We start from the raw sequence: 18,126 nt of genomic DNA on the forward strand, positions 1-18,126 counted from the left end.
CTCATGAAAGATCCGCCCCGAGAGAGCGCATGAGCTGGACGAAGCCGGGGAAGCTGGTGGCGATGAAGGCGGAATCGTCGATGCGCACGGGCTGCTCGCTCGCCAGGCCCATCACCAGCGCAGACATCGCGATGCGGTGATCCATGTGCGTCGCGACTTCGCCGCCGCCCTGCGCCATGCCCCTGCCGTGCACGATGAGATCGTCACCCTCGATCTCGACAGTGACGCCGTTGTTGCGCAGCATGGCCGCGGTTGCTTCGAGGCGGTCGCTCTCCTTGACCCGCAACTCCTTCAAGCCGCGCATGCGCGTTACGCCTTCGGCGAAGGCCGCGGCCACGGCGAGAACCGGATATTCGTCGATCATCGACGGCGCGCGCTCCGGCGGCACCTCGACGCCTTTGAGCTTCGAGGTGACCACGCGCAGATCGGCGACTTCTTCGCCGTCGTCGCGCGTCGCAACCTTCTCGATGCTCGCGCCCATCTCGCGCAACGTCGTCAACAGGCCGGTGCGCAGCGGATTGGTCATCACGTTCTCGAGCACCAGTTCGGAGCCGGGCACGATCAGCGCCGCCACGAGCGGGAACGCCGCGGACGACGGATCGGCCGGCACCACGAGGTTGGCCGGCTCCAGTTCCGGCTGACCCTGCAGCACGATGCGGCGACCATGTTCGCCGTGCGGCTTCGACACGATCCTGGCGCCGAAATGCTTGAGCATGCGCTCGGTGTGATCGCGGCTCGCTTCCGTCTCGATCACCGTGGTCTCGCCCGGCGCGGCGAGGCCGGCGAGCAGCACGGCGGACTTGATCTGTGCCGACGGCACCGGGGTTTCGTATTCGATCGGAATCGGATCGCGTGCGCCTTCGATCGTCAGCGGCAGGCGGCCACCTTCAGCCGCCTCGATGACCCGTGCGCCCATGCGCGCGAGCGGGTCGACGATGCGCCGCATCGGACGTTTGCGTAAGGAAGCGTCTCCGTCGAAGGTCGCCTTGATCGGGCAGCCGGCGACGGCCCCGAGCACCAGCCGGCAGCCGGTGCCGGAATTGCCGAAATCGAGCGGCTTGGCCGGTTCGGCAAAGCCGCCGACGCCGACCCCGTGAATACGCCAGAGGCCGTCCGCGCCGCAGGTCAGGGTCGCGCCGAGGTCGCGCATCGCCTTCGCGGTGTTGAGCACGTCCTCGCCCTCCAGCAGCCCGGCCACCGTGCTCTCGCCGACCGTCATGGCCGCCAGGATCAGGGCACGGTGGGAGATCGACTTGTCGCCCGGGACGCGGGCGCGGCCCGAGAGCGGGCCGCCGCGCCTGGCGGAAAGGGGCGAACGTTCAGATGGATGCACGGGACCGGTCCTTGACGACGCGGCCCTCCTACCACGCGTGCGCGGCCGGCGTCACTGGCGGCGGAAGGGACGCCGCCGCTATTGACAGCGCGCCTGCAACTAGCCAAGTGAAGCACCGATCTGGCGATCTCCGAGGAACCTGCAATCGTGGCGAAATCCGAGCTTGGCACCAAGCGCGTCTGTCCCGACACGGGCCGTAAGTTCTACGACCTGAACAAGACGCCCGTCGTCTCCCCCTACACCGGCAAGATCGTTCCGATCGCGCCGCTGCCGGTGAGCCGTGCGCGGCCGGAAGCCGCCGCGCGCGCCCCGGTGCCGCAGGAGGTCGAGGTCGCGCCGGAGGTGGCGGAAGCCGAATTCGTGTCGCTCGAGGACGCCGAAGCCGAACAGCAGGGCAAGAAGAAGCCCGCCACGGCCGGTGCCGAACCGGACGCCGCCGGCGAGGACGAGGACGTCGAGATCGACGAGAGCCTCGACGATGCCGCCTTCATCGAGGAAGAGGAAGAAGGCAGCGACGACGTCACCGACATCATCGGCGACACGATCGAGAAGGAAGAAGAGACTTGATCCTTTCTGCCGTTTAAAGTACCGGCATCGCGGGCCGCGCGCGTTCCCAACGCGGCAGAGTTTCGAGATCGGGGCCATAGCTCAGCTGGGAGAGCGCCTGCATGGCATGCAGGAGGTCGGCGGTTCGATCCCGCCTGGCTCCACCAACTTCGGATGAAATCAGCCGCCGCGAGGCGGCTTTTTTATTGCGGCGTTGCTGACAGCCCGCACCACGGCATTGCATGATGCGGCAAAAGCAAAACGGGGGACACGCAATGCACGGCAAGATCGCGCTCGAGGAACACTTCGCTATCGAGGCGACGCTCGGCGACTCGCAGGTGTTCGGCGCGCACGTCTGGAGCGATCTCGGCCCGCGTCTCGTCGACATCCAGGGCATGCGTCTGCGCGAGATGGACAAGCACGGCGTCGAGATGATGATCCTGTCGCTGAACGCGCCGGCGGTGCAGGCGATCCACGACGTCAAGCGCGCGATCGAGGTGGCCCGGCAGGCGAACGACGTGCTCGCCGAGGAAGTGCGCAAGCGTCCGGACCGCTGGGCCGGCTTCGCGGCGCTGCCGATGCAGGACCCGGAAGCGGCCGCGGCGGAGCTGACCCGCTGCATCAAGGACCTCGGCTTCGTCGGCGCTTTGGTCAACGGCTTCTCGCAGGCCGGCACGCCGGACAACGCCCTCTATTACGACCTGCCGCAGTATCGCGCGTTCTGGCGCACCGCCGAGGCGCTCGGCATGCCGTTCTATCTGCATCCGCGCAACCCGCTGCCGTCGTGGACGCGAGGCTACGAGGGGCACAACTGGATGCTGGGGCCGAACTGGGCCTTCGCCGCCGAGACCGCCGTGCATGCGCTGCGGCTGATCGGCTCCGGCCTGTTCGACGAATGCCCGAACTTGCAGATCGTGCTCGGCCATCTCGGCGAAGGGATCCCGGTGCAGCTGTGGCGCATCGACGGCCGCAACATGTGGATGAAGGAGCCGCACCGCTATCCGGCCAAGCACGGCGTCGGCCACTACTTCCGCAAGCACTTCCACGTCACGACGTCGGGCAACTTCCACACGCCGTCGATGCTCAACGCGGTCGCCGAGCTCGGCGTCGAACGCGTGATGTTCTCGGTCGACTGGCCGTTCGAGGATGTCGGTCAGGGCTGCGAATGGTTCGACGAGGCGGCGATCAGCGAGGCCGATCGGGTCAAGATCGGCCGCGATAATGCGATCAAGCTGTTCAAGCTGAAAATGAAATAACGCACCATCTCTCGGCGGTCATGCGCGGGCTAGACCTGCGCATCTCGATCATGCGGGCGCTGCTTTGTCGCGCTAAGCGAGATGGCCGGGACAAGCCCGGCCATGACGCAGGAGAGACCATCGCAACGGCGTTTCAATTCTTCCTGGTTTTCTTCAGCGCCAGCTTCGACCAGATCGGCTCGTCGGAGCCGTTGCCCCAGGCGATCGGCCGGTAGAAGCTGTGAATGCCGTAGCGCACCAGCTTGTGCATCTCGCGCACCCAGTTGGGGTGCACATAGAGCGCGTGATAGTGCGTCGCGGTGCCGACCGCCGGCTCGTAGAGCTTGCCGGCGAGCGTCTCCTTGGAGATGCGGTTGGCGCGCGCCCAGGCGCCGCGTTCGCTGATCGTCTTGCGCTTGCCGTCGCAGGCGAAGGTGAACTGGCAGGCGAGATGGTGATCGGCGTTCTGGTAGATGACGCCGCAGACGTCTTCCGGATAGAAGCCGGAGAAGACGCGGTTCATCACCACCTGCGCGACGGCGACCTGACCCTTGAAGGGCTGGTCGCGCGCTTCGAAATAGACGGCGTTGGCGAGACAGCGCTCGGCCCGCGCCAGCGACTTGCCCTGCAGATGCAGACGCTCGATCGGCGTCGGCGGCGGCACGCCCGGCGCCGGCGGCGGCAGCACCGCCAGCAGCGCCGGCAGACTGATCTGGATCGGCTCCGGCACCGCGGACGCGGGCGCCACTTCGCGCGGTAGCAATGTCGCATCGATGCTGGCGAGTTGCAGCGTCGCCTTCGGCGGCGCGGGCGGCGCCATCGCCGCTTCGATCGCGTCTTCGTGCCGCGCGTCGGCCAGCGCGGCGACAGCTGGGTTGTCTTTCATGCGTTCGAGCGCCGTGGCCGGCTGCGAGGCATTGCCCGAATGCAGCGGCATCTTGTCGGCGACCTCCGCAAGCACGTCGCGCGGGATCGCAACGGTGATTTGCGCGAGCTGATCATGCGAGCCGATCGGAATTTGGAAATCCTGCAGGCCTTGACGCAGGCTCGCGAAGCTCAGGTTGCGGTCGTGGATGAATTCGGCGGCCGCCTCGACCGACCGCACATTCATCAGGTCCAAAGCGCTGATCCCGAGCGCAGCGACCGCGAAGACGATGCAGAGGCGTTTGGCGCCGACGAAGATTCGCTCCTCGAACGTCGCATCGGACGCATGAAAGTCGATGGTGCTCGTCAACACTGTTCGCCTCCGCTCGCAATGAACCGCCGGGGCTCAAACGCGGTGCGATACTAGGGCCGGTAATGCGCTATGGACGGACTTTAAGAAAATTTTGACCAAAGAAGGCAAACGTAGATGCTTAATTTACCATGCCGCGCGGTCGTTAATTACAATTGTAAACGATTGCCGCGGGCGGCTCATGAGAATTGGTGACGTGCGACCGCTGCTTCGTCCCAGACGAGGCCGTTGCCCGGGCGCTCCGGCACGAGCGCGTGGCCGTCGGCGATCCTGATCGGCTCTTGCAGCAGCACGTTGGCCCAGTCCACATATTCGAGGTAATGGCAGGTCGGCGTGACCGCGAGCAGATGTGCGCTCACTTCCGGAAAAAGATGCGACGACATCGGCAGCTTGCGCGCGGCGGCGAGCGCGGCGGCCTCGCGCCAGCCGGAGACGCCGCCGATGCGCTCGAGATCCGGCATGACGTAGTCGGCGGCGTTGGCCTCGAGCGCGGCCTGCATGCCGAAGGGCAGCGAGAAGTTTTCGCCGAGTTGCACCGGCGTTTCGAGCGCACGGCAGAGTGCTGCGGCGCCGGCATAGTCGTCGTGCCGGATCGGCTCTTCCAGCCAATAGATGTTCTCGCCGTCAAGCGCGCCGCCGCGCTTGAGCGCCTCGTCGAGCGAAAGCGCCTGATTGTAGTCGACCATCAGCGCAGCGTCGTCGCCGATGCGCTTGCGCACCGCGCGCACGGCGGCGATGTCCTCGTGGAGTGTCGCGTAGCCCAGCCGAAGCTTCACCGCCGAGAAGCCCATGCCGAGCAGGGTCTCTGCTTCGGCCGCCAGTGCGCCGAGGTCGCCGGTCAGCCCGAGGCCACAGCTATTGTAAGCCGGGATCGGCCGCGGCTCGCCGCCGAGGAAACGGACGAGCGGCTGTCCCGCGGCAATGGCGAGGGCGTCCCACAGCGCGACGTCGAAGCCGGCGAGCGCCATGCGCACGATGCCCTGCACGCCGATGAGGCCAAAGCGGCGCGCGATCGTCGCCCCCAGCGCCGCAGGGTCGGCGCGTTCGCCCTTCGTGAGCGCCTCGATCTCGTGGACGATGGCAGCAATTCCCGGCGCGGAGGCTTTGACATAGCCGAACAGGTAGGAGCGCCCGGTGATCCCCTCCTCCGTCTCCAGGTCGATCAGGACGAGCGGCACCTGCCGCAGCGCGGCCTTGCTGGTGCCCAGCACGAAGGTAAGCGGCACCTCGGTGGACCTGGCGCGGATGGCGCGGATGGCGAGCGGCGGCAGCGGCGGCATGGTCGGCATAGTCACTCCCCGGCAGGACGGTCGAAACGGCAGAAGCACCCGTTCTTGAACCCTTAACTGCCTCCGCCCATATTAGGAACCGGCGGGACGGCATGAAGCCGGTCCGTCAGGGGTGCCTACCGGGCCCCACGTCAAAGTCGCTTCAGCGAGGACTTTGAGGACCAATGACACGAGTTCCGTCTCTCTCCAGCCCGTTCCTGTTGGGTTTCGACGAGATCGAGCGCATCCTCGACCGCGTCGCCAAGGGCTCCGACGGCTATCCGCCCTACAACATCGAACGGGTGCCGCGGGATACCGAAAGTCCGGATCGGCTGCGCATCACGTTGGCGGTGGCGGGTTTCACCCGCGATCAGCTCGACGTCTCCGTCGAGGACAGCCAGCTTGTAATCCGCGGCCGGCAGCAGGACGACAAGACCCGCCACTACATCCACCGCGGTATCGCGGCGCGCCAGTTCCAGCGCACCTTCGTGCTGGCCGACGGCATGGAGGTTCTCGGCGCCGACCTGCGCAACGGATTGCTGTCGGTCGATCTCGTCCGGCCGCAGCTGGAACGGATCGTCAAGAGCATCGCGATCAATCAGACCGAATGACGGACTCGTGAAAAAGGACTCGACCGCGTCAAGCGTTCAACCAATAAGGAGTCGAGGGCCATGACCAACGACAAGACCACCGAACCGAATGGAACTCATCCCGCGATCACGCAGGAAGCGCTGGCGCAGCTTGGCGACGGGCGCCTCGCTTACGTGAAGCCGATCCGTTCCGAGGACGTCGCGGAGATGTTTCCACAGGCACCGCGCATCGAACCCGGCATCGACCTGTTCGCGCTCTATGCCGCGGACGGCACGCCGATCATGCTGACCGACACGCGCGAAGCCGCGCTCGCCAATGCCTGGAGCCAGGAACTCGAGCCGGTGAGCCTGCACTGAGCGCGCGGTTGTAGCGCGCGTTCTCACCTTCTTTTCATCGCCGGGCCGGCGCGCAGCACCGTGACCCGGCGATCTCGCTTATGAGAGCACTGCGTCCGTAAGCGAGATGGCCGGGACAAGCCCGGCCATGACATGAAAATATATTTTTACAACTCGGCCTGAGCGATGTCTTACGCCGCGCTCGACGCCGGCGGCATGGCCAGCACGGCATAGAGCGCATCGGCGTCACGCGAGTCGCGCAGCTTGCGAGCGATGTCGGGATCGCGCAGCAGACGCGCGACGCGCGCCAAGGCCTTCAGATGATCGGCGCCGGCCGTCTCCGGCGCCAGCAGCAGGAAGATCAGATCGACCGGCTGTCCATCCAGCGCTTCGAAGTCGATCGGGCGTTCGAGACGCGCGAACAGACCGAACAGACGCCCGAGCTTCGGCAGCTTGCCGTGCGGAATGGCGACGCCGTTGCCGACGGCGGTCGAGCCGAGCTTCTCGCGCTGCGTCAGGATTTCAAGAATCGTCCGCTCGTTCTGGCCCGTCAGTTCGGCCGCTCGCGCCGCGAGTTCCTGAATCGCCTGTTTCTTGCTGTTGACCTTGAGCGCCGGAACAATCGCGCTCGCAGCAACGAGATCGGTGAGCGTCATGGACATGTCCAATGATCGGAAAAGGCGGCGCCGAATTGCAAGGGGGTTGGCTGAAGGCGGCGGACCATAGGGAGGGCTGCGGCTGTCGTCAATGGGAGGGAAAGTGCTGTTCCCGCAAGGTCTTCCTCACACGCCCCGGCGGGCCTGGCTATCCTTGCGACGGCGCTTGTAGCGCCGCAACCGCTTTTCGATGCGCAGCGCCGCCTGATCGGCGCTCTCATAGGCGTCAGGCGCCGACCCTTCGGCTTCGATCGACGCACCGGAGTCGAGATGCAACACGCATTCTGTACGGAAGCCAAAGCCATCCTTGCCGACGGTGGCGAAACCGGAAAATCCGCCGCGGAAGTATTTCGCCGTCGCATCGGCGACACGACCGCTGATCCGCTCCTGCAGCGCCGGCCCGACGCTGATGTTCTTCCCGGAAACGCGCAAGGGCATGCGATTTCCTCCTGCCATCTCGTCGCGGTGCGCTACCGCACATAGCAAGTCCACAGCTAAGTCTATGTGGACGCAAGAGCCGACGAAAGCCGCCTGTCTTTCAAGAAGCCAAAGGTCGTGCGTTCACAAAGCCTTGCCAAGGGGAAAAGTTCCGGAAGCGAGCGGCGGAACGCCGCAGCTTCAGGCGCTGACCGTTTGCTTCTCGCGCCGCCGCTGCACGGACGAAGGTATCCGCATCGCTTCGCGATATTTCGCCACGGTGCGGCGCGCGATGTCGACGCCGGCGGAGCGCAGCTTCTCCACGATCGTATCGTCCGACAGAATGTCGCTGACGGTCTCGCCATCGATAAGCTGACGAATCCGGTGGCGCACCGCTTCCGCCGAATGCGCCTCGCCACCATCAGCCGATGCGATCGACGAGGTGAAGAAGTATTTCAATTCGAAAATACCGCGGCTGGTCGCCATGTATTTGTTGGCGGTGACACGCGACACGGTCGACTCGTGCATGCTGATGGCATCCGCCACCGTTTTCAAATTCAGCGGCCGCAAATGCTGAACGCCTTTGGCGAGGAAGGCGTCCTGCTGGCGCACGATCTCGCTCGACACCTTGAGGATGGTCTTGGCGCGCTGATCGAGCGCGCGCACCAGCCAGGTGGCGGTCTGCAGGCAGTCGGCGACGTAGGCTTTGTCCTTGTCGCCGCGCGTGCCCTTCGCGACCTGCGCATAGTAGCGCTGGTTGATGAGCACTTTCGGCAGCGTGTCCGAGTTCAGCTCCACCTGCCAGGTGCCGTCGGGCGCGGCGCGCACCATGACGTCGGGAACGATCGGCTGCACCGAGATCGAGCCGAAAGCGAGGCCTGGCTTGGGGTTGAGGCTGCGGATTTCGCCGATCATGTCGACGAGATCCTCGTCGTCGACGCCGCACAGCTTACGCAACGCGGCGACATCGCGCTTGGCCAGCAGATCGAGATGCGCGACGAGCACCTGCATCGCCGGATCGAAGCGGTCGCGCTCGCGCAACTGGATCGCCAGGCATTCGGTGAGGTTGCGCGCGCAGACGCCGAGCGGATCGAACTTCTGCAGTTGCAGAAGCACGGACTCGACCTCGGTGACGGGCGCGCCCAGTTTCTCGGCGACGCCTTCGAGGTCGCCGGCGAGGTAGCCGGCCTCGTCCACCATGTCGATCAGGTACTGGCCGATCATGCGGCGCACCGGATCGGCGATCGCCAGCGTCAGTTGCTCGGCGAGATGCGCGGCGAGCGTGATCTCCGACGAGACGTAGGACTCCAGATTGTTGTCGCCGTCGCCGCCACCGCCGCCGACACCGGACCATTCCGAATAGGCCGGGGGCGGTGCCTCGGCCGCGGTCGCGCGTGGGGTGGCGTCGTCGGGGAACACGTTCTCGAGCTCGGTGCCGAGCCCCTGCTCCATGGCGCTGCGGCTGGTTTCCAGTTCGTCGCCGGTCCAGTCGGAGGGGCTGGGATCGTCGCGGACCTCGGGGGCCTCCTGCTCGGGAGCCGCCGCACCGTCGTCTTCGCTGCCGCGCTCGAGCAGCGGATTGCGCTCGAGTTCACCCTCGACGTATTGCGCGAGATCGAGACTGGAGAGCTGCAGCAGCTTGATGGCCTGCATCAGCTGCGGCGTCATCACCAGAGCCTGGCTCTGGCGGAACTCCAGTCGTTGCGACAAGGCCATTTGGACGGTTTCCCGGCGGAAACTGGTCTGATTCTTGCTTCACGATGTTTATACCAGTTCTCAGGGGTTTGGCGATATGTGATTCCGCAGTGCGGGATTGCTCAAATAAATGGCATGGCTTGCTACGGGATAAAACATTGGGCAGCCACCCGCCTGAGGCGAGTGGCTCGCCGGCCGGTCAGAGCCGGAACTCCTCACCGAGATACAGCCGTCGCACGTCGGGATTGTTGACGATGTCGTCGGGCCGGCCCTCCATCAGCACCTCGCCCGAGTAGATGATGTAGGCGCGGTCGGTCAGGCCGAGAGTCTCGCGGACATTGTGATCGGTGATCAGCACGCCGATGCCACGGTTGGTCAGGTGGCGGACGAGCGCCTGGATGTCGCCGACGGCGATTGGGTCGATGCCCGCGAAGGGCTCGTCGAGCAGCATGTAGCTCGGCCGCGTCGCCAGCGCGCGCGCGATTTCGACGCGGCGGCGCTCACCGCCCGATAGCGCGATGGTCGGCGTCTTGCGCAGCCGGGCGATGTTGAACTCCTCGAGCAAGGCGTTGAGATCGGCTTCGCGGCGGCGGCGGTCGGGCTCGACCACCTCGAGCACGGCGCGGATGTTCTCCTCGACGTTGAGGCCGCGGAAGATCGACGCCTCCTGCGGCAGGTAGCCGATGCCGAGACGCGCGCGCTGGTACATCGGCAGCGCGGTGACGTCGTAGCCGTCGAGCTCGATGCGGCCGCGGTCGGCCTTGATGAGGCCGGTGATCATGTAGAACACGGTGGTCTTGCCGGCGCCGTTGGGGCCAAGCAGACCGACCGCCTCGCCGCGGCGGACGTAGAGCGTCACCCCGCGCACGACCATGCGGTTGCCGAAGCTTTTCTCGACCCCATGGGCGGCGAGATAGGCGTGCCGCGCGGCCTGACGCGGATCCGCCGGTCGCTGCTGCGCCGGCGCCTGCTGACGGGCCTGGACCCCCTGCCGGACGACCGGCGCGCCTTGGGCGCCGCGCGCGACCGGAGCGGGGTCGCGGCGGGCTTGCTGCGGACGGCGCTGGAATAGCGACAGGATATTCAAAGGGGTCCCTTGCGGCGCTTGAGCGAGCCTGCGCCCGACGGTTCCGGGCGCACGACCATAGCTGATTCCCAAGCCGCCGGAGCGGAGCGGGCTATCGGAGACGTCACGGTCAAGCGACTACCGGACCGGGCGATGCTCCGGCGCCGCCGCGCCCGAGCCGGGAGCGCCGCCGGGCTTGAGATCGGGCATGCCGCCGCTGCTCGGCAGGAACAGGCCCTGGACCCGCCCCCTGCCGTTCTTGGCCGACTCGACCCGCGACACGCCGCTGGTCAAGTCCACGATCAGAGTATCGCCCCGCAGCACGTTCTTGCCCTGCGTCATGACGACGTTACCCTTGAGCGTGACGGTGTTGCTCTTCATGTCGAAAATGCCGAGTTCGCCGGTCGCGGTCTGCTCCTTCTGCGTGACGATGACGCCGCCCCGGGCTTCCAGCTTCTTGATCTTCTGGTTGCCGCCCGGGCCTGGCGTATCGGTCTGCATCGGCTTGCCCTGGCCCTTACTCTGCGGCTCGTCGTCCTGCTCATAGAACACCACCAGCGACTTGCAGCGCATGTCGGTGTCGCCCTGTTTGACATGCACGTTGCCGCTGAAGGTCGCGATCTTGTCCTTGTCGCGCACTTCGAGCGTCGCCGCCTCGATGTGCACCGGCTGATCGCGGTTCTGCGAGAACCCCTGCAGGGCGTTCGGCGGCCCTTTGGCCGGCTGCGCCACCGCGGCCGCCGTTCCAACGAAGGCGCAGACGAGAATTGCAGCGAACCGACGCATCGACCTCATTTCGCTGCCGAGCCCTGGTCTTGCCGCGAGCCCTTCGGCGACGAGGATTGGTTGAGATTCGTCAGGTCCAACGTGACACCCTGGGTGAAACGAACCAGATCGCCGGAATCGATGACTTCGAGATGATTGGCGTTGAGCGTGCCCTGCAACATTCTCAATTCCACGGGGGCGTTGGAGACGACATTGCCCTTGCTGATGTCGATGGTCGCCTCGCTCAGCCGGCCTTCATAGCTCTTGTCGGACAGCAAAATGTCCTTTTCCAGCTTCAGGATCTCCGTCTTGGCGTCGTAGTGGCCCTTCGCCGCCGACATCGTCATCGTGGTCTTGTCCTGCATCTGCAGCTTGGCGTGCAGGTTATACAGTTCGACGAGATCGGGCTTCGTCAGATCCTGCTGCGCCGATTCCGCCGACATCTCATACGCGCGTGCATCATGCGTGAAGCCGGCGAGCCGCGGCTTTTCCATGGTGATCTTCGTGCCGGAGACGACCAGCTTGTCGATATTGACCGGCAGCGAGCTGATCATGCGCAGCGGATTGAGATAGGTGACCAGCACTGTCAGCGCGAGCGCACCGACGACCGCAATCGGCAAGGCGACGCGCAGGATGCGCACGATGCGGCTGTGCCGCCGCGCCGCGCGGAAGGCGCGATCGCTGTCGGCACGGCTCATCGTCCAATAGGAGCGCGCCGTCTCCGGATCGGTACGGGCGGTGATCACACGGTTCATTGCGCCGGGCGGACCCTCGTTGCAGGCTTGAAGTCGCGGAAATGCACGAACCGCCCCGGCCGAAGCTATGACCGGGGAATATGGCCCCGCGGCGGCAGGCCGCGCGAGCCCGGCGATTCTCTCACCCGGACAGCAGTTTACATCGAATGCGAGAAAATGTCCTGCTCCGCCCAGCCGGCCAGATCGAGCCGGGCGCGGTCGGGCAGGAAGCGGAAGCAAGCGGCGGCAAGGTCGGCGCGCCCCTCACGCGCCAGCATGGCGTCGAGCTTCTCGCGCAAGGCGTGCAGATGCAGGACGTCGCTGGCGGCATAGGCGACCTGGGCGTCGGTCAGCGTTTCGGCGCCCCAGTCCGAGGACTGCTGCTGCTTCGACAGGTCGACCCCGAGCACCTCGCGCGCGAGATCCTTCAGCCCGTGCTTGTCGGTATAGGTGCGGGCGAGCCGCGAGGCGATCTTGGTGCAGTACACAGGCTGCGGCATCACGCCGAACGCCTTCGCCAAAGCCGCGAGATCGAAGCGGGCGTAATGGAACAGCTTGACGATCGAGGGATCGGCGAGGAGCCGCTCGAGGTTGGGCGCCCGCGTCTGCCCGGCGGCGATCTGCACCACATCGGCCGAGCCGTCGCCCGGCGAGAGCTGAACCACGCAAAGACGGTCGCGGTTGGGGTCGAGACCCATGGTCTCGGTGTCGATGGCCACCGCGCCTTTGTAGGCGGAGAGGTCGGGCAGGTCGCCGCGGTGCAGGCGGATCGTCATTCAGGTGTTCCGGCTGGGGATGGCGGTAAGAGCCTGCGTCATCCCTCGAAAATCTGCGGCGATGGTGCCCAGGAGAGGACTCGAACCTCCACGGTGTTACCCGCTAGTACCTGAAACTAGTGCGTCTACCAATTCCGCCACCTGGGCACTGGCGGCTCTAGGTATTGAGCCCGGTCCGCCTTGTCAATTGAACCGTTTCCGGCGGCGCGGCAGCCTGTACAGCCCTGGTGCGATCCTGTATTGCCGCAAGGGCCCGACGCATCCCGGTCCCTCCTTGTGTGAAGCGAGAGCGGCATGACCGCACGCAGTCCTTACGACACCCTTGTCACCGTCTACGGCGGCTCCGGCTTCCTCGGTCGCCACGTCGTCCGTGCGCTGGCCAGGCGCCACTACCGCATCCGGGTGGCGGTGCGCCGGCCGGACCTCGCCTTCCATCTGCAGCCGCTCGGCCGGGTCGGCCAGATCAGCCCGGTGCAGGCCAATTTGCGCAACGCGGAGTCGGTCGCGGCGGCCGCGCAGGGCGCCGACGTGGTGGTCAACCTGGTCGGTATCCTGTTCGAGCGCGGCCGCCAGCGCTTCAACACGATCCACACCGAAGGCGCCGCCAATGTCGCACGCGCGGCGAAAGCGCAGGGCGCGCGTCTTGTGCATGTGTCCGCCATCGGCGCCGACGAGAACTCGACGAGCAGCTATGCGCGGTCGAAGGCCGCCGCCGAGCACGTCATCCGCGAGATCGTGCCCGAGGCGACGATCATGCGGCCGTCGATCATGTTCGGCCCCGAGGACAACTTCTTCAACCTGTTCGCCTCGCTGGCGCGAATGTCGCCGTTCCTGCCGCTGATCGGCGGCGGCCATACCCGCTTCCAGCCGGTCTTCGTCGGCGACGTCGCGCAGGCGATCGCGCGCGCGGTGGACGGCGAAGCGCGCGCCGGCACGACCTACGAACTCGGCGGGCCGGAGGTGCGCACCTTCCGCGAGATTCTCGAATACATCCTGAAGACGACCGAGCGCCGGCGGCTGCTGGTGCCACTGCCGTTCCTCCTCGCCAAGCTGCAGGCGAGCCTCATGCAGTTCATGCCGACGCCGCTGCTGACCCCGGACCAGGTCGAACTGCTCCGCACCGACAATGTCGTGTCGCAGGAGGCAATGACCCAGCAGCGCACGCTGCAGGGGCTTGGCATCACGACGCCGGAGCCGATCGAGGCGATCGTGCCGTCCTATCTGTGGCGCTTCCGCAAGACCGGTCAGTTCCGCGCGCAGCCGACGCAATAAGCGCGGGCCGCGCATGCCGGTGATCACCAACATCGAGGATCTGCGCCGCCTCGCGCGGCGCAAGGTGCCGAAGGCGCTGTTCGACTACGTCGACACCGGCTCCTACGACGAGCTGAGCTATCGCGCCAATTCGGCGGAGCTCAAAGCCATCCGTTTCCGCCAGCGCATCCTGATCGACACCGGCGAGCGCAAGCTTTCAACCACCATGCTCGGCGAGAAAGTGGCGATGCCGGTCGCCATCGCGCCGACCGGCCTCGCCGGCCTTCTCTATGGCGACGGCGAGATGGTCGCCGCGCGCGCCGCCGAGGATGCCGGCATCCGCTATTGCCTGTCGACGATGTCGATCTGCTCGATCGAGGACATCCGCTCGGCGACCAAGGGACCATTCTGGTTTCAGCTCTACGTGTTCCGCGACCGCGCCTTCAGCGAGCAGATCCTCGCGCGCGCGCATGCCGCCGGCTGTACCGCGCTGTTCGTCACCGTCGATCTGCCGATGCGCGGCCAGCGCCATGCCGATTTGAAGAACGGCCTCGAAGTGCCGCCGCGGCTGACGCCGCGCAACGTCTTCGATATCGCGACCAAACCCGCCTGGGCGATGAGCGTGCTGCGCGGCAAGCGCAAGACGTTCGGCAATATCGCCACTTTCCTGCACCAGAAGGCGCAGACCGGCGCGCTCGCCGCCGGCCGCTGGGCGCAGGAGAACTACGATCCGACTTTGTCGTGGAACGACATCGCCTGGATGCGCAAGGTGTGGCCGGGCAAGCTGGTCCTGAAAGGCGTGCTCGACGCCGAGGATGCGAAGAAGGCCGCCGACCACGGCGTCGACGCGATCGTCGTGTCCAATCACGGTGGCCGCCAGCTCGACGGCGCGCCGGCGACGATCGTGGCCCTGCCGCGCATCGCCGACGCCGCCGGCGACCGCATCGAAATCCTGTTCGACGGCGGCGTGCGCTCCGGTCAGGACGTGCTGAAGGCTTTGGCGCTCGGCGCCCGCGGCTGCTTCATCGGTCGCGCGCATCTCTACGGACTCGCGGCAATGGGCGGCGCCGGCGTGACAAAGGCGCTGAGCCTGATCGAAAGCGAATTGCGCCTGAGCATGGCGCTCACCGGCGTGCGCGACGTCGCCGAGGTCAGCCGCGATATTCTGTTCGACGATTACAGCGCGCGCCTGCGCAACGTCTGACGCGGCGCAGGTCCAAGCCTCACCAGAAATACAACGCGTAGATGCCGGCGCTGCCGACCAGGATGCGCCACCAGGCGAACACCGAGAACGAGTGACGTTGCACGAAGCGCAGGAACGTCTTGACGACGATCCAGCCAAAAATGAACGAGAAGACGAAACCGACGGCGATGGCCGTAAGATCGCCGTGCATCAGCACGGCCTTGCTCTTGTAGGCCTCGTAAGCAAAGGCGCCGACCATGGTCGGCATCGCCAGCCAGAACGAGAACTCGGCCGCAGCGCGGCGATCGGCGCCGAACAGCATGGCGCCGACGATGGTCGCGCCGGCGCGCGAGACGCCCGGGATCATCGACACGCACTGGAACAGCCCGATGCCGAAATACATCCACAGCGGAAACTCGGTGGACTCGTGGAAGCGCGGTTTGAGGTTCAGGCGGTCGACCCCGAGCAGGATGAAGCCGCCGACGATCAGCGAGATGCAGACGACGCGCACGTCGAACAGGGTGCTTTTGATCACGTGGTAGGCGAGCGCGCCGATCACCGCCGCCGGCAGGAAAGCGAGCAGCACGCCGATAACGAACCGCGCCGCCGCCCAGCGCGTGAACATCTGCATGGCGAGCGCCCACAGCCGGCCGAAATAGATGGTCAGCAGCGCGAGGATGGCGCCGAGCTGGATCAGGATGGCGAAGGACTTGCCGAAGGAGTCGTCGCCCCAGCCGAGGATGTGTTCCATCAGCAGGAGATGTCCGGTGGACGACACCGGCAGGAATTCGGTGAAGCCTTCGACGATGCCGAGGACCGCCGCCTTCACCAGATCGATATGGGCCGAGAGTGCGTGGCCCACCGGCGCCATGATGGCGTCGAAATTCATGGGGTTTCTGCTCCGGAGATCGGGCGGCTGTCGCGACCGCCGGCTGCTTGCAAGTCCTGCCTATAGGGAGGCGGTATCCAATTTAAAACTCTCTTAACTGTGCGCCAATTTGCCTTGCCGGACCGCCTTTCTATAGTGCAATCAACGCTCCCCGCCGTTTCAGCGCCACCTCACGGGCCTCATGCTCACTCTGTTCCACCATCCGTTGTCGCCGCAGTCACGCTATGTGCGGCTGATTCTCGGCGAATACGGCGTTGCCGTGCGCCTGGTCGAGGAGCGGTACTGGGAGCGGCGTGAGGAATTCCTGCTGCTCAACCCGGCGGGCGAGCTGCCCGTGCTGGTTGCGGAAGGGCAGCCGGCCGTGCCGGGCGCCGACATCATCGCCGAGTATCTCGAGGAAACGCTGCCGGCGGCCGAGGTTCCCGACCGGCTGATGCCCTCGAGCGCCGCCGAGCGCGTCGAGGTGCGGCGGCTCACCCGCTGGTTCAACGACAAATTTCTCGCCGAAGTCTCAGGTCCGCTGGTGCTGGAGCGCGTGCTCAAACGGTACATGACGCGCGAGCAGGGCGGCGGCTCGCCGGATACCGAGGCGCTGCGCGCCGGGCGCCACAATATCCGGTATCATCTGGCCTATATCGGTTGGCTGGCGCGCACCCGCGACTGGCTCGCCGGCGAGCACCTGTCGCTCGCCGATCTGGCTGCGGCGGCGCACCTGTCCACCATGGATTATCTGGGCGAAGTACCGTGGAACGACGACGACGCAGCCAAGCAGTGGTACGCGCGGGTGAAGTCGCGGCCGTCGTTCCGGCCACTGCTCACCGAGACGCTGGGCGGCCTGCCGCCGGCGGAGCACTACGCCGATCTGGATTTCTGAAAATTCCTTCTCCCCTCCCCCCGCGAGCGAAGCGAGTGGCGGGGAGGGGTCGGGGGCGGGGGGCGGATCTTTGACTCCGCAGAAATCCCCCCAACCCGGTCCGCATCGTGCCGATGCGAACCGACCCTCCTCACCGCTTCGCGGGGGGAGGGAAAAAGGAAGCGACCTCACGAGTTTAAAATCATCGCTGATCGACAAGGCGCGCGCCTGCGGCTTCGATGCCGCCGGCATCACGCGCCCTGACGCGACCCCCGAAACAAGCGAACGACTAGCGCGCTTCATCGCTGACGGCGCGCACGGCGACATGGACTGGCTTGCGACCACCGCCGGGCGGCGCGCATCGCCGCTGGCGCTGTGGCCGGAGGCACGTTCGGTGATCATGCTCGGGCTCAACTACGGGCCCGACGAGAATCCGCTCGCGATCCTCGCGCAGCGCAGCAAGGCGGCGATCTCGGTCTACGCCAAGGGTGACGACTATCACGAGCTGATCAAGAAGAAGCTCAAGGAGATCGCGCGCTGGCTGGTCGCCACCGCCGGCGGCGACGTGAAAGTCTTCGTCGACACCGCCGCGGTGATGGAGAAGCCGCTCGCCGCCAGCGCTGGCCTCGGCTGGCAGGGCAAACATACAAATTTGGTTTCTCGCCAATATGGATCTTGGTTATTTCTTGGCTCGATCTTCACCACGCTCGACTTGCCCGCCGATGCGCCGGTCGACGACAGTTGCGGCTCCTGCCGCGCCTGCCTCGACATCTGCCCGACCGCGGCCTTTCCTGCGCCCTATCGCCTCGATGCGCGGCGCTGCATTTCGTACCTGACCATCGAGCACAAAGGCCCGATCCCGCGTGAGTTCCGTGGCGCAATAGGCAACCGCATCTACGGCTGCGACGATTGTCTTGCGGTGTGCCCGTGGAACAAGTTCGCGCAAGCCGGGCGAGAGGCGAAGCTCACCGCGCGTGACAGCCTGCGCGCGCCCGACCTTGCCGAATTGTCGGGCCTTGATGATGCGCGCTTCCGTACACTGTTCGCGAAGAGTCCGGTCAAGCGCACAGGCCGCGACCGCTTCATCCGCAATGTGCTCATCGCCATCGGCAATTCCGGCGACAGCGCACTCGCGCAAGAGGCGACGCGCCTGCTTGACGATGCATCACCGCTCGTGCGCGGCGCGGCGGTATGGGCGTTGTCGCGCCTGTTGCCGCGAGCGGAATTTGAAAAGCTGCGGCGTGACGATGGCGACGCAACCGTCAATGAAGAGTGGGCTGCCGCGTTCGGATGACTCGT

Annotated in this window: 18 protein-coding genes, 2 tRNA genes and 1 pseudogene; 9 read left to right on the forward strand and 12 right to left on the reverse strand. The window is 66.0% G+C overall.

From position 1 onward, the window contains the following. Position 1: 1 nt before the first annotated feature. Entirely contained in the window at positions 2–1,333 is a 1,332-nt protein-coding gene (gene aroA, locus VGV41_RS04985; RefSeq protein WP_326862562.1) for a 3-phosphoshikimate 1-carboxyvinyltransferase, read from the reverse strand. Between the two features lie 147 nt (positions 1,334–1,480). Between aroA and VGV41_RS04990 the strand changes: the two genes are divergently transcribed. From VGV41_RS04990 to VGV41_RS05000, 3 genes are all read left to right on the forward strand, one after another. After that, the gene (locus VGV41_RS04990) at positions 1,481–1,900 is read left to right on the forward strand and encodes a TIGR02300 family protein (RefSeq protein ID WP_326862563.1); all 420 of its coding nucleotides are present in this window, start codon (positions 1,481–1,483) and stop codon (positions 1,898–1,900) included. Positions 1,901–1,970: 70 nt separating this feature from the next. Next, positions 1,971–2,046 (forward strand) — tRNA-Ala (locus tag VGV41_RS04995). 108 nt (positions 2,047–2,154) lie between these two features. Next, positions 2,155–3,135, forward strand: a complete 981-nt coding sequence (locus VGV41_RS05000) for an amidohydrolase family protein (protein ID WP_326862564.1) — start codon at positions 2,155–2,157, stop codon at positions 3,133–3,135. A gap of 133 nt (positions 3,136–3,268) precedes the next feature. Here VGV41_RS05000 and VGV41_RS05005 read toward each other — a convergent pair whose 3' ends face one another. Next, positions 3,269–4,351 (reverse strand): cell wall hydrolase, encoded by a 1,083-nt coding sequence (locus VGV41_RS05005; protein ID WP_326862565.1) that lies wholly within the window; start codon positions 4,349–4,351, stop codon positions 3,269–3,271. Between the two features lie 176 nt (positions 4,352–4,527). Further along, a complete protein-coding gene (locus VGV41_RS05010; protein WP_326862566.1) occupies positions 4,528–5,637 on the reverse strand; it encodes an enolase C-terminal domain-like protein in 1,110 nt (369 codons plus the stop codon). 164 nt (positions 5,638–5,801) lie between these two features. On the opposite strand from VGV41_RS05010, the gene VGV41_RS05015 reads away from it, so the two are divergent. Both VGV41_RS05015 and VGV41_RS05020 read left to right on the forward strand, forming a co-directional pair. Beyond that, complete coding sequence (locus tag VGV41_RS05015; RefSeq protein ID WP_326862567.1) at positions 5,802–6,227, forward strand: Hsp20 family protein; 426 nt, start codon at positions 5,802–5,804, stop codon at positions 6,225–6,227. A 60-nt stretch (positions 6,228–6,287) separates the two neighbouring features. Further along, complete coding sequence (locus tag VGV41_RS05020; RefSeq protein WP_326862569.1) at positions 6,288–6,563, forward strand: DUF1150 domain-containing protein; 276 nt, start codon at positions 6,288–6,290, stop codon at positions 6,561–6,563. A 170-nt stretch (positions 6,564–6,733) separates the two neighbouring features. Here the strand turns inward: VGV41_RS05020 and ptsN are convergent, their stop codons facing one another. From ptsN to VGV41_RS05060, 8 genes and pseudogenes are all read right to left on the reverse strand, one after another. Beyond that, positions 6,734–7,198, reverse strand: coding sequence for a PTS IIA-like nitrogen regulatory protein PtsN (gene ptsN, locus VGV41_RS05025; protein WP_326862570.1), 465 nt, complete (start codon positions 7,196–7,198; stop codon positions 6,734–6,736). Between the two features lie 135 nt (positions 7,199–7,333). Then, a pseudogene (gene hpf, locus VGV41_RS05030) lies at positions 7,334–7,636 on the reverse strand (ribosome hibernation-promoting factor, HPF/YfiA family); the annotation flags it as partial. A gap of 180 nt (positions 7,637–7,816) precedes the next feature. After that, positions 7,817–9,331 (reverse strand): RNA polymerase factor sigma-54, encoded by a 1,515-nt coding sequence (rpoN, locus tag VGV41_RS05035; RefSeq protein ID WP_326862571.1) that lies wholly within the window; start codon positions 9,329–9,331, stop codon positions 7,817–7,819. Between the two features lie 178 nt (positions 9,332–9,509). Further along, entirely contained in the window at positions 9,510–10,397 is an 888-nt protein-coding gene (lptB, locus tag VGV41_RS05040) for an LPS export ABC transporter ATP-binding protein (RefSeq protein WP_326862572.1), read from the reverse strand. A 117-nt stretch (positions 10,398–10,514) separates the two neighbouring features. After that, positions 10,515–11,162 carry an LptA/OstA family protein gene (locus VGV41_RS05045; protein WP_326862573.1) on the reverse strand — a complete coding sequence of 216 codons (648 nt, stop codon included), beginning with the start codon at positions 11,160–11,162 and terminating at the stop codon, positions 10,515–10,517. Positions 11,163–11,167: 5 nt separating this feature from the next. Continuing rightward, entirely contained in the window at positions 11,168–11,896 is a 729-nt protein-coding gene (gene lptC, locus VGV41_RS05050) for an LPS export ABC transporter periplasmic protein LptC (RefSeq protein WP_326862574.1), read from the reverse strand. Between the two features lie 137 nt (positions 11,897–12,033). After that, the gene (locus VGV41_RS05055; RefSeq protein ID WP_326862575.1) at positions 12,034–12,651 is read right to left on the reverse strand and encodes a ribonuclease D; all 618 of its coding nucleotides are present in this window, start codon (positions 12,649–12,651) and stop codon (positions 12,034–12,036) included. 62 nt (positions 12,652–12,713) lie between these two features. Beyond that, positions 12,714–12,798, reverse strand: a tRNA-Leu gene (locus VGV41_RS05060). A 147-nt stretch (positions 12,799–12,945) separates the two neighbouring features. Here VGV41_RS05060 and VGV41_RS05065 point away from each other — a divergent pair. Both VGV41_RS05065 and VGV41_RS05070 read left to right on the forward strand, forming a co-directional pair. Continuing rightward, positions 12,946–13,923, forward strand: coding sequence for a complex I NDUFA9 subunit family protein (locus VGV41_RS05065; RefSeq protein ID WP_326862576.1), 978 nt, complete (start codon positions 12,946–12,948; stop codon positions 13,921–13,923). Positions 13,924–13,936: 13 nt separating this feature from the next. Continuing rightward, positions 13,937–15,106, forward strand: a complete 1,170-nt coding sequence (locus tag VGV41_RS05070) for an alpha-hydroxy acid oxidase (protein WP_326862577.1) — start codon at positions 13,937–13,939, stop codon at positions 15,104–15,106. A 19-nt stretch (positions 15,107–15,125) separates the two neighbouring features. Here the strand turns inward: VGV41_RS05070 and VGV41_RS05075 are convergent, their stop codons facing one another. Then, positions 15,126–15,974: an undecaprenyl-diphosphate phosphatase gene (locus tag VGV41_RS05075; RefSeq protein WP_326862578.1), complete on the reverse strand. Its 849-nt coding sequence runs from the start codon at positions 15,972–15,974 to the stop codon at positions 15,126–15,128. A gap of 181 nt (positions 15,975–16,155) precedes the next feature. Between VGV41_RS05075 and VGV41_RS05080 the strand changes: the two genes are divergently transcribed. Both VGV41_RS05080 and queG read left to right on the forward strand, forming a co-directional pair. After that, positions 16,156–16,848, forward strand: a complete 693-nt coding sequence (locus VGV41_RS05080; RefSeq protein WP_326862579.1) for a glutathione S-transferase family protein — start codon at positions 16,156–16,158, stop codon at positions 16,846–16,848. A gap of 187 nt (positions 16,849–17,035) precedes the next feature. After that, the gene (gene queG, locus VGV41_RS05085; RefSeq protein WP_326862747.1) at positions 17,036–18,121 is read left to right on the forward strand and encodes a tRNA epoxyqueuosine(34) reductase QueG; all 1,086 of its coding nucleotides are present in this window, start codon (positions 17,036–17,038) and stop codon (positions 18,119–18,121) included. Positions 18,122–18,126 lie beyond the last annotated feature (5 nt).

This window comes from Pseudolabrys sp., from assembly GCF_035943735.1.
Classification (GTDB): domain Bacteria; phylum Pseudomonadota; class Alphaproteobacteria; order Rhizobiales; family Xanthobacteraceae; genus Pseudolabrys.

Excerpts from the sequence above, each read along its gene's own strand:
- VGV41_RS05000 (WP_326862564.1), top strand. The coding sequence starts at position 2,155 with ATGCACGGCAAGATCGCGCTCGAGGAACACTTCGCTATCGAGGCGACG.
- VGV41_RS05015 (WP_326862567.1), top strand. The coding sequence starts at position 5,802 with ATGACACGAGTTCCGTCTCTCTCCAGCCCGTTCCTGTTGGGTTTCGAC.
- VGV41_RS05075 (WP_326862578.1), bottom strand. The coding sequence starts at position 15,974 with ATGAATTTCGACGCCATCATGGCGCCGGTGGGCCACGCACTCTCGGCC.
- VGV41_RS05080 (WP_326862579.1), top strand. The coding sequence starts at position 16,156 with ATGCTCACTCTGTTCCACCATCCGTTGTCGCCGCAGTCACGCTATGTG.
- rpoN (WP_326862571.1), bottom strand. The coding sequence starts at position 9,331 with ATGGCCTTGTCGCAACGACTGGAGTTCCGCCAGAGCCAGGCTCTGGTG.
- VGV41_RS05070 (WP_326862577.1), top strand. The coding sequence starts at position 13,937 with ATGCCGGTGATCACCAACATCGAGGATCTGCGCCGCCTCGCGCGGCGC.
- VGV41_RS05020 (WP_326862569.1), top strand. The coding sequence starts at position 6,288 with ATGACCAACGACAAGACCACCGAACCGAATGGAACTCATCCCGCGATC.
- VGV41_RS05010 (WP_326862566.1), bottom strand. The coding sequence starts at position 5,637 with ATGCCGACCATGCCGCCGCTGCCGCCGCTCGCCATCCGCGCCATCCGC.
- VGV41_RS05045 (WP_326862573.1), bottom strand. The coding sequence starts at position 11,162 with ATGCGTCGGTTCGCTGCAATTCTCGTCTGCGCCTTCGTTGGAACGGCG.
- VGV41_RS05065 (WP_326862576.1), top strand. The coding sequence starts at position 12,946 with ATGACCGCACGCAGTCCTTACGACACCCTTGTCACCGTCTACGGCGGC.
- lptC (WP_326862574.1), bottom strand. The coding sequence starts at position 11,896 with ATGAACCGTGTGATCACCGCCCGTACCGATCCGGAGACGGCGCGCTCC.
- VGV41_RS05055 (WP_326862575.1), bottom strand. The coding sequence starts at position 12,651 with ATGACGATCCGCCTGCACCGCGGCGACCTGCCCGACCTCTCCGCCTAC.
- ptsN (WP_326862570.1), bottom strand. The coding sequence starts at position 7,198 with ATGACGCTCACCGATCTCGTTGCTGCGAGCGCGATTGTTCCGGCGCTC.